Genomic DNA, 9,831 nt, shown 5'->3' with positions numbered 1-9,831 from the left:
CAAAGCCTGGCGGTCGACGAGTTGATCATGGAGTTCGAGTGATGGCCGAGAAGACCGTGAAAGCCGCAAAGACCGTCAAGGATTGGGAATCTCTGGCCGAAAAGGAGCTGAAGGCTTCGCCGGAAACGCTCGTCTGGCATACGCCCGAAGAAATCGACATCAAGCCGCTCTATACGGCCGACGACCTGGCCGGCATCGAGCATCTCGATTCGCTGCCGGGCTTTGCGCCCTTCGTGCGCGGACCGCGCGCCACCATGTATGCCGGCCGGCCCTGGACGATCCGCCAATATGCCGGCTTCTCGACGGCCGAAGCATCAAACGCCTTCTACCGCCGCAATCTCGCCGGCGGCCAGAAAGGCCTGTCCGTCGCCTTCGACCTCGCCACCCACCGCGGCTACGACAGCGACCATCCGCGGGTCGAGGGCGATGTCGGCAAGGCGGGCGTGGCGATCGACAGCGTCGAGGACATGAAGATCCTGTTCGACGGCATTCCCTTGAAGGACATGTCGGTGTCGATGACCATGAACGGCGCGGTCATCCCGATCCTCGCCTCCTTCATCGTCGCCGGCGAGGAGCAGGGCTGTTCGCGGGCCGAGCTCTCCGGCACCATCCAGAACGACATCCTCAAGGAGTTCATGGTCCGCAACACCTACATCTATCCGCCCGAGCCCTCGATGCGGATCGTCGCCGACATCATCGAATATACGGCGAAGGAAATGCCGAAGTTCAATTCGATTTCGATATCCGGCTACCATATGCAGGAAGCGGGCGCGACGCTTGTCCAGGAGCTTGCCTTCACGCTGGCCGATGGCCGCGAATATGTCCGTGCAGCACTTGCCAAGGGCCTCAGCGTCGACGAGTTCGCCGGCCGGCTGTCCTTCTTCTTCGCGATTGGCATGAACTTCTTCATGGAGGCAGCCAAGCTGCGCGCCGCCCGGCTTCTGTGGTCGCGGATCATGGAGGAGTTCAAGCCGCAGAAGGCGTCGTCGCTGATGCTGCGCACCCACTGCCAGACGTCGGGCGTCTCGCTGCAGGAACAGGACCCCTATAACAACGTCATCCGCACCGCCTATGAAGCGCTGTCGGCGGTGCTCGGCGGCACCCAGTCGCTGCACACCAACGCGCTCGACGAGGCGATGGCCCTGCCGACCGATTTTTCCGCCCGCATCGCCCGTAATACCCAGCTGATCCTCAGCCACGAAACCGGCGTGACCAAGGTCGTCGATCCGCTGGCTGGGTCCTATTATGTCGAGAGCCTGACCAACGAGCTTGCCGAAAAGGCCTGGGCGCTGATCGAGGAGGTCGAGGCGATGGGCGGCATGACCAAGGCTGTCGCCGATGGCCTGCCGAAACGGCTGATCGAGGAGGCCGCCACCCGCCGCCAGGCCGCCGTCGACCGCGGCGAGGAAATCATCGTCGGCGTCAACAAGTACCGGCTGGAAAACGAGGACGAGATCGACATTCTGGCGATCGACAATACCGCGGTCCGCAAAGGCCAGATCAAACGCCTGGAGGAAGTGCGTCGGCAGCGCGATCCTAAGCGCGTGGCGGCGGCACTCGCGGTCCTCGAGGAAGCCGCGGAAAGCGGTGAGGGAAACCTGCTGGAAGTGGCGATCGAGGCGGCCCGCGCCCGCGCCACCGTCGGCGAAATCTCCGACGCGATGCGCCAGGCCTTCGGCGGCCACACCGCCGTGCCGGAAGTGGTCAGCGACATCTACGGCCCCGCTTACGAGGACGACCCCGAATACAAGACGATCGTCTCGCGGCTTGGCAGCTACGCTCAAGCGCTTGGCAGCAGACCGAAGATCATGGTCGCCAAGCTCGGCCAGGACGGCCATGACCGCGGTGCCAAGGTGATCGCCTCGGCCTTCGGCGACATCGGCTTCGAGGTTTTGGCTGGCCCGCTGTTCCAGACGCCCGAGGAAGCGGCGGACCTCGCGGTCAGGCAAAACGTCCAGGTGGTCGGCATGTCGTCGCTCGCCGCCGGTCACCGGACGCTTGCGCCCCAGCTCGTCGATGCGCTGAAGGCGAAAGGTGCCGAAAACGTCATCGTCGTGGTCGGCGGCGTCGTGCCGCGGCAGGATTACGACTACCTGATGGACCAAGGCGTCGCCGCCGTCTTCGGCCCAGGCACCAATGTGCTTGATGCCGCGAACTCGATTATCGATCTGCTCGAGGGTATCAGAAGAAACAGGTGAAACGTTCCATGTTCGGCGGACTGAAGCAGGTAGCGATAGCCGATCCCAATGTCGACACGTCCCTCGCAAACGGCGCAAAGCGGGCGATCTAAGATCGCCGACGTACAGAACCTCCGGAACATTGCGTGACAGGCGGCACGCACGACATCGGCCTTGAAATGGCCGATCTCGTTGCGTGCGACTGTCTGATCGTCGGCAAAGTCCGCATATCGACCGAGGGGGGAACCGAGGTTGCCGTGCATGGAATCCTGTGCCTTCCTCAACACCGAATAACCCAAGTGCGCTTTCCGAGTTCGAGGAAGTTCGCAAACTTGCCGTTGGTAATGAAATAGTTTCTCTATATCCCGGAATTGCAGCAAGTCGTGCCGACTTGCTGAAGCGATGCGGCATGAAATTCCAATAATGCCTTACATGACGGCATCTTCAGCAGGAAACGCTTTTGCGTTTATGCTATTTGGTAGCCTTCGACATTCTAGGAGGAGCTTGAAAATGAACGGAAATTTATCGAGCCGCGCCGACGACGATTTGGAGACGGCCGAGTGGATAGCTTCTCTAGAGGCCGTGACGATCTATGCCGGGGAGAGCCGTGCCCGCGAACTGCTGCAAGTGTTGGAGAAGAGAGCGAGGGAACTCGGCATCTATCCCCAGACGCTGCCCTACGTCCCCTACCGCAACTCGATTCCGCTCTCGCGCCAGCCACCTTTCCCCGGCGACCTAGATCTAGAGGAGCGTGTCACCTCGATCATCCGATGGAATGCTCTTGCCATGGTGGTACGCGCCAACCAAGCTTATGGCGAGCTAGGAGGGCACGTCGCAAGCTATGCGTCCGCCGCAGAGATATTCGAGGTCGGTTTCAATCACTTTTTCAAGGGACCTGATGCCGGTGATGGCGATCTTGTCTATTTCCAGCCTCATTCCGCACCCGGTGTTTATGCGCGTGCATTTCTCGAGGGTCGTCTGAACGAAGATCATTTGAAGAACTACCGGCAGGAGCTGGGCGGCGGCGGTCTATGTTCCTATCCTCACCCTTGGCTGATGCCGGATTTCTGGCAGTTCCCAACCGGATCAATGGGTATTGGGCCGATCAATGCAGTCTATCAGGCGCGCTTTCTCCGCTACCTGCGTGACCGAGGTCTCGCAAAGACCGATGAACAACACGTCTGGGGTGTATTTGGTGATGGCGAGATGGACGAACCTGAATCAATCGCCGGCCTTTCGCTGGCGAGCCGCGAGTCACTCGACAACCTCACCTTCATTGTAAACTGCAACCTGCAGCGACTTGACGGCCCGGTGCGGGGCAATGGTCAAATCATTCAGGAGCTGGAAAACCTATTTCTCGGGGCCGGATGGAATGTCATCAAGGTGCTTTGGGGTTCGGAATGGGATGCGATCTTTGCGGCTGACAAGAACCATGCATTGCTGCGCCGCTTCGCGGCGACTGTTGACGGAAAGTATCAGTCGCTCGGCGCCCATGACGGCGCGTACAACCTTCTGAACTTCTTCAACGAGGATCCAGAGGTGAGCAAGCTGGTCTCGCATATGTCGGAGCGCGAGATCGATGCGCTCAAGCGCGGCGGCCACGATTTTCGGAAGCTCTATGCGGCATTCAAGGCAGCCAAGGAGACGAAGGGCCGCCCCACCGTCATTCTGGCCAAGACGAAAAAGGGTTATGGCATGGGGGGCGCAGGAGAATCCCGCATGACCGCCCACCAGGCCAAAAAGCTTGATATCGATGCATTGAAAGCGTTCCGAGACAAATTCTCGCTGCCCCTCTCGGATGATCAAGTCGAGAAACTTGAATTCTACCGCCCTGCGGAAGATTCCCCTGAAATTAGCTATTTGCGCTCCCGCCGAAACGAGCTCGGCGGTTTTGTCCCCCAGCGTCGGCAGAAAGCGGAGCCGCTGGCAGTTCCGCCGATCGAAAGCTATGCCGCCTTCGCTCTTTCCAGCGATGGACGCGAGAATTCGACGACCACTGCGGCTGTCCGCTTGTTCAGTAACCTGATTAAGGATCCCGCAATTGGCGAGCGCGTTGTGCCGATCGTCGCCGACGAGGCGAGGACCTTCGGCATGGCGAACCTATTCAGGCAGGTCGGCATCTACTCGCCAGTCGGTCAGCTCTATGAGCCGGAGGACGCCGGCTCGATGCTCTACTATAAGGAGGCCGTCAGCGGCCAGCTTCTCGAGGAAGGCATCACAGAGGCGGGTGCGATTTCTTCCTGGGTGGCGGCCGCAACTTCCTACAGCGTGCATGGCGTGCCCATGCTGCCCTTCTACATCTATTACTCCATGTTCGGCTTCCAGCGCGTCGGCGATCTTATCTGGGCAGCTGCCGACCAACGGGCGCGCGGATTCCTGATTGGTGCCACGGCAGGGCGCACGACACTCGGCGGAGAGGGGCTGCAGCACCAGGACGGCTCCAGCCACCTCGTCGCCTCAACCATTCCGAATTGCCGCGCCTATGACCCAGCTTACGCCTATGAAATGGCTGTGATTATCGATGAGGGCGCGCGGCGGATGCTCGAGCAGAATCGCGACGAGTTCTTCTACATCACCGCGATGAACGAGAACTATGCGCAGCCCGCGATGCCCGAGGGCTCTCGCGACGGAATCCTCAAGGGAATGTATCGCCTCGGTACCGACGAACAGCCGGAAGCGAAGGTTCGTCTGGTCGGCGCCGGGGCAATCCTGCCGGAAGTGGTCGCCGCAGGCGAGCTGCTGAAACGCGACTGGAGCATTGAGGCCTCGGTCTTCAGCGCGACGAGCTTCAGCGAGCTTGCCCGCGAGGCTGCGGCAATCGAGCGCGAGAACCGCCTGTCACCGGAAAAGGTGCCGCACCGCAGCCACGTGGAAACGCTGCTTGCAGGAGAGGCCCCGGTCGTCGTGGCGACGGACTATGTCCGCGCACTGCCGCAGCTTATCAGCCCCTATGTGAAGGCGAACTTCGTGGCGCTCGGGACGGATGGTTTCGGCCGGAGTGATACGCGTGCGGCATTGCGCAACTTCTTCGAGGTCGACAAGCACAACATCGTTGTTGCGGCCTTGGCCGCCTTGGCGAGAAAAGGGGCCATCGACGCAAAAACGGTTGTCGAAGCCATCAGCAGGTATGGCATCGACCCCGCTGCGCCAGCGCCCTGGACCGTCTAATCCTCCCAGTTCAGTCCTATAGAAAGGTCGCGCCATGAGTGCCGTCCAGAAGATTTATCTGCCTGACATCGGGGACTATAAGGATGTTCCGATTGTCGAAATAACCGTTAAACCCGGCGACGTCATTGCGATAGATGACCCGATCATCACCCTGGAAACAGACAAAGCGACGATGGAAGTTCCCTCCCCGTCGGCCGGTCGCATCACGTCACTTCTCGTTGATGTCGGTGCAAAGGTCTCAAAGGGAAGCCCCATTGCCGAGATTGAGGCTATCGACGTCGAAATGCCGACGACAGTCAGCCCGCCGCCGGCTCTTGAACAGCCAGCATCTGCTTCTCCCGCCGCGCCCGAGATTAGGGCTGTCGCGCCGCCGGTACCGCTTCAGGACCATGTCGCCGCGGCAGGCACCTTGTTGCATGCCACGCCGTCAGTCAGAGCCTATGCGCGCGAGCTGGGTGTCGACCTTGCACGGGTGAAGGCCAGTGGTCCTAAGGGACGGATCCTGCGCGAGGACGTGCAGAGTTTCGTGAAGACGGAACTCAGCGGCGCGAAGCCATCGGCTGCCGCCACGGGCACGGCGTTTGCCGGCCTGCCGCCCTGGCCGCAGATCGATTTCGGGAAGTTCGGCGAAATCGAGAAAAAGCGGCTTACGCGAATCCAAGAGATTTCCGGCGCGAGCCTCAGCCGCAACTACCTGACCATTCCGCATGTCACCAACTTCGACAACGCCGATGTCACCGACCTCGAGAGTTTCCGTACGCAGCTCAACGGCGAGAAGCGAAAGCCGCCTGTCAAGCTGACGATGGTCGCCTTCCTGATGAAGGCCTCCGCTTTGGCGCTGAAGGCCTACCCCCAGTTCAATTCGTCGCTGGTCGGCAACGAATTGATCCTGAAGAAATATGTGAACATCGGCTTCGCCGTTGATACGCCAAAGGGGTTGATGGTCCCGGTCATCAGGGATTGCGACAGGAAGGGGCTTATCGACATCGGCCAAGAGATGTCCGTGCTTGCAGAGAAGGCGCGCGACGGTGCGCTGTCTCCGGCCGACATGCAGGGCGGCTGTTTCTCGGTATCCTCGCTCGGTGGCATCGGCGGCACGGGCTTCACGCCCATCATCAACGCTCCTGAGGTGGCCATTCTGGGGGCGGCGCGCTCGGCGACTCAGGCCGTGTGGAACGGCGGGGAGTTCGAGCCGCGCCTCATCATGCCGATCAGCCTTTCCTGGGACCATCGCGTGGTGGACGGTGTTGCGGCTGCGCGCTTCCTCGGACACGTTTCCTCGCTTCTCGGCGATTTCCGCCGCGCAATTCTGTGAGGTGCGGCCATGACAATCGTTGAAATCCGCGTTCCCCCCCTGGGCGACTTCAAGGATGTGCCCGTGGTCGAGCTTTTCCTCATCAAGGGCATGTCGATAGAGCCGGAGCAGTCGATGCTCACCGTCGAAAGCGACAAAGCGACGATGGACGTGCCATCGCCGCTTGCAGGCACGGTCGTCGACGTGCTCGTGTCTATCGGAGACAAGATCAGCGAGGGAACCCTGCTGGCCAAGGCCGAGGTATCGCAGCGCGACGAAGTGCCTGCACCTTCCGCCGCCGCCGAGCATGCGGCGGCGGCGCAGCGGAATAAACTGCCTGCGGATACGGTCGATGTCGTCGTTATCGGTGGCGGGCCGGGCGGCTACTCGGCGGCATTCCGCGCCGCCGATCTCGGCTTGAAGACTGTTCTCGTCGAGCGTTACGAAACGCTAGGCGGCGTCTGCCTCAATGCTGGGTGCATACCCTCGAAGGCTTTGCTGCATCTGGCGGCGGTGAAGGAGGAAGCCGAGACACTCAGCAGGCACGGCATCGATTTCGGCAATGCCACGATCGATATCACCAAGGTGCGCGACTACAAGTCTTCCGTTGTCAAGAAACTGACCGAGGGTCTCGCCGGCATGGCGCGGGCGCGCAAGGTGGAGGTGGTGACCGGCACGGCGACCTTCAGCGGGCCGAACACGCTGCGGATCGCCGGGAACGAGAAGACCGCCGAGATCGCATTCCGCAACTGCATCGTCGCGGCAGGATCTTCCGCGGTAAGGCTGCCTATGCTGCCCGATGATCCGAGAGTCGTCACGTCGACCGGTGCCTTGCGGTTGGAATCCGTTCCCAAGCGCATGCTCGTGATCGGCGGTGGCATTATCGGCCTTGAGATGGCGACGGTCTATAGTGCCCTCGGCAGCCGCGTGGACGTCGTGGAGCGGCTGGACAGCCTCCTCGCCGGCGTCGATCGCGATTTGGTCGCGATCTGGTTGAAGCAGAATGGACACAGGTTCGACCGGATCATGACGGCGACGACGGTCAAGGCTGCCTCTGCGAAGAAGGATGGCATCGAGGTCAGTATTTCGGGAAAGGTCAATGAAACGGTCGCCTACGATCTCGTTCTCCAGGCGCCTGGGCGCACACCGAACGGTGATCAACTCGGACTGGAGGCTGCGGGCCTTCCAACCGAGAAGGGCTTCATAACGGTGAACCGGGAAATGCGCACGGCAGTAGGACATATCTTCGCGATAGGCGATATCGTTGGCCAACCCATGCTGGCGCACAAGGCTGTACACCAGGGGCATGTCGCGGCGGAAGTGGCCGCCGGCCACAAGGCCGGCTTCGACACCGACCTTGTTCCCTCGGTCTGCTACACCAGCCCTGAAATCGCTTGGGTCGGTATGACTGAAGAACGGGCGACAAGGGACGCCCTCAAGGTAAAGGTGGCCAAGTTTCCCTGGGCCGCGTCGGGGCGGGCGATCGCCAACGGGGCGGACTACGGCATGACGAAGCTGATTTTCTCGGAAGAAACCGGAAGGATCATCGGTGGGGCCATCATCGGTCCCGGCGCTGGCGATATGATCGGCGAAGTGTGTCTTGCAATAGAGATGGGGGCGGACGCCATGGACATCGGCCGGACCATTCATCCCCACCCCACGCTCGGAGAGACGATCGGCGTTGCTGCTGACGTCGCACTTGGGGTTTGCACTGATCTACCGCCTGCGCGCCGAGAAAGAGGCTAGGAATTGCGAGTGCGTCGTGTGGTGCGCGCAACGCCCTCGAGAGATCAGGACCAAAGCAATTTCCAAGCTTGCTTGGAGGAACTGAAAAAGTGGCCGTGCTCATGCGGCGGCACGGCCGAATATACCGCCGCCCTTCAAATTCGGGAGATCACAAATGAAGATGAAAAGCGCATATTGGGTTGCCACCACGCTCCTGGCGATCATGTACATCGGCGCCGGGATATTCTATCTAATGAATATCAACGCAGTTCAGCAGGTCTGGGCTCAACTTGGCTTTCCGCCTTATCTTGTGCCCATCATGGCGGTCGTAAAGATTACTGCTGCCGTCGTCATCCTGTGGCGGCCGCTCGCCGGATTGGCCGACCTTGTCTATGCAGGCATGTTTTTCCACTTGCTTTTGGCGGTGTCTGCACATGTCAATGCAGGGGATGGAGGGTACGTGGCGGCGCTCATTGGGTTCTTGCTCCTGATCCTCTCCTTCTATACGCAGAACGCAGCACGCGCCAAGCCGTCACCCTACGGGCGCTGGCCGTTTCGAGCTGATCCCGGGTCAGCGTAAGTCGGCCTGCCGGGTGGGGGATGTGGTGGTGCCCCGCTCGCGGGCATCGGCGGCCTGCGCTGCAGTGTTTTCAGCTTGCAGTGCTCATCGATCCAAGGAGATAGATGAGCACCGGGGCACGAACCGGACAGTGACAGCTTCCAGCGAACCTGAGCCAGAAATTCAGCCACCTCTTGTGGTAGTAAACCCATATGGAGGAGTGAATTGGCGCCAACCGCACATGACCTTACCGACCTATCAGGAGGTTTGGAACACAGAGCCCTAGTGCCCGCGACCGGCGGATCATCGTTCGCTCTTGTCTCCCCTGGCCCCAATGACTTTCTTCCGAAGCTCGGCGGGGAGATCTAGAGCGCTACCCCCATTCCTTAGGTCGAGCGCTCGTAGCCAAATTTCCTGCGCCCGAATTCTCGGTGTTTCGCGGATCGATACCAACTCGTTACTCAGGGACCGGACACGCGCCTCCCATGCCGCCTCGTTCAGGTCGCGCCATGCTACATTCAGATGCACCGAAGAATGCTGAAATAGATGGCGAAGCGCATGAACCGGCAACGTTGCTCCGAATTCAACGTCTTCAAGCTGACTCTCAGGCTCGGTTAGGGCCTCCTTCGCCACGCCCTTGTGCGCGGCCTCCGCCAGACGTGCGAGGCTGCGGGCGTGATATGAGACGGAAGCAACGACGTGGCGCCGGCTCCAGCCCGGAAGACCGGATGAGACGTCGAATTCTGTGTCGGCTAACTCGTTCAGCTTGCGTGCGAAGTAGGCCGTCCCGCGGCGCGCCCACAAAAGATCTAACGCGGGTGCGGCGGGTGAATCATACCGCGCCCCTGCCCCCTGTCGTTCGCGCAGCCGGGCTCTGGCCTCTTCATCTCGATCGGTCATACCACCCT

6 protein-coding genes are annotated in these 9,831 nt (G+C 60.8%); 5 read left to right on the top strand and 1 reads right to left on the bottom strand.

Annotated features, from left to right (window positions below; all coding sequences use genetic code 11):
- Positions 1-56: 56 nt before the first annotated feature.
- The 5 genes from scpA to C5J26_RS31070 all read left to right on the top strand — a co-directional run bounded on the left by scpA (position 57) and on the right by C5J26_RS31070 (position 8,944).
- The gene (gene scpA, locus C5J26_RS31090; protein ID WP_105405290.1) at positions 57-2,198 is read left to right on the top strand and encodes a methylmalonyl-CoA mutase; all 2,142 of its coding nucleotides are present in this window, start codon (positions 57-59) and stop codon (positions 2,196-2,198) included.
- A gap of 489 nt (positions 2,199-2,687) precedes the next feature.
- Positions 2,688-5,345: an alpha-ketoglutarate dehydrogenase gene (gene mdeB / locus C5J26_RS31085; protein ID WP_105405286.1), complete on the top strand. Its 2,658-nt coding sequence runs from the start codon at positions 2,688-2,690 to the stop codon at positions 5,343-5,345.
- Between the two features lie 34 nt (positions 5,346-5,379).
- Complete coding sequence (gene aceF, locus C5J26_RS31080; RefSeq protein WP_105405285.1) at positions 5,380-6,660, top strand: dihydrolipoyllysine-residue acetyltransferase; 1,281 nt, start codon at positions 5,380-5,382, stop codon at positions 6,658-6,660.
- Positions 6,661-6,669: 9 nt separating this feature from the next.
- A complete protein-coding gene (gene lpdA / locus C5J26_RS31075) occupies positions 6,670-8,385 on the top strand; it encodes a dihydrolipoyl dehydrogenase (protein WP_105405284.1) in 1,716 nt (571 codons plus the stop codon).
- 154 nt (positions 8,386-8,539) lie between these two features.
- Positions 8,540-8,944 carry a DoxX family protein gene (locus tag C5J26_RS31070; RefSeq protein ID WP_105405283.1) on the top strand — a complete coding sequence of 135 codons (405 nt, stop codon included), beginning with the start codon at positions 8,540-8,542 and terminating at the stop codon, positions 8,942-8,944.
- A 282-nt stretch (positions 8,945-9,226) separates the two neighbouring features.
- Here the strand turns inward: C5J26_RS31070 and C5J26_RS31065 are convergent, their stop codons facing one another.
- Positions 9,227-9,823: a maleylpyruvate isomerase N-terminal domain-containing protein gene (locus tag C5J26_RS31065; protein ID WP_105405282.1), complete on the bottom strand. Its 597-nt coding sequence runs from the start codon at positions 9,821-9,823 to the stop codon at positions 9,227-9,229.
- Between the last annotated feature and the right edge of the window lie 8 nt (positions 9,824-9,831).

This window comes from Neorhizobium sp. T7_12, from assembly GCF_002968535.1.
GTDB classification, from domain to species: Bacteria; Pseudomonadota; Alphaproteobacteria; order Rhizobiales; family Rhizobiaceae; genus Neorhizobium; species Neorhizobium tomejilense.
The sequence above is the reverse complement of the archived record's forward strand: the minus strand, read 5'-3'. Positions and strand labels throughout refer to the sequence as shown.

Coding starts and splice junctions, on each gene's coding strand:
- mdeB (WP_105405286.1), top strand. CDS start 2,688: ATGAACGGAAATTTATCGAGCCGCGCCGACGACGATTTGGAGACGGCC.
- lpdA (WP_105405284.1), top strand. CDS start 6,670: ATGACAATCGTTGAAATCCGCGTTCCCCCCCTGGGCGACTTCAAGGAT.
- aceF (WP_105405285.1), top strand. CDS start 5,380: ATGAGTGCCGTCCAGAAGATTTATCTGCCTGACATCGGGGACTATAAG.
- C5J26_RS31070 (WP_105405283.1), top strand. CDS start 8,540: ATGAAGATGAAAAGCGCATATTGGGTTGCCACCACGCTCCTGGCGATC.
- C5J26_RS31065 (WP_105405282.1), bottom strand. CDS start 9,823: ATGACCGATCGAGATGAAGAGGCCAGAGCCCGGCTGCGCGAACGACAG.